The sequence below is a fragment of the Mesorhizobium sp. M1A.F.Ca.ET.072.01.1.1 genome (genome assembly GCF_004023325.1).
In the GTDB taxonomy this organism is placed as follows: Bacteria; Pseudomonadota; Alphaproteobacteria; order Rhizobiales; family Rhizobiaceae; genus Mesorhizobium.
Genome location: NZ_RZSF01000801.1, coordinates 1 through 390, shown reverse-complemented (window position 1 = coordinate 390; position 390 = coordinate 1). Strand labels below are relative to the sequence as shown.

At 57.9% G+C, this 390-nt stretch carries 1 protein-coding gene; it reads left to right on the top strand.

Annotated elements, in window-relative coordinates:
- Positions 1–100: 100 nt before the first annotated feature.
- Positions 101–390, top strand: a 290-nt coding sequence (locus tag EOA32_RS38115; protein ID WP_128374357.1) for an AlpA family phage regulatory protein, incomplete at its 3' end; no start/stop codon positions are given.

Sequence of the window (390 nt, the reverse complement as noted above, 5' to 3'; positions counted from 1 at the left end):
CGAAAACACCGCCCAACATACGCTTATCGACTTTCGCCCTTTCCATCCTCGCCAGCTATCGGCAGCAATCGTTCTGCGACACGAGGAAAGGTAGGCCGCCATGACTGATCCCAGGGAGGCTACAATAAAGCGGACGATCCGCCGTAAGGAGCTACGTGAAATCGTCCCTCTGGCTGACAGCACAATCTATGAAATGGAGCAGCGCGGGCAATTTCCGCGACGTTTCGCTCTTACCCCCCGTTGCGTCGTGTGGGATTTGGCCGAGGTTGAAGCCTGGCTCCATGCGCGCAGGGCAGCACCAATTCCCCGAGCCAGCCCTCCAGATGTGCGTTTGAGAAAGACCGCTCCTGTCAAAGCGCTGGATCGGGCTCAAAGACCGTCATCATCGGG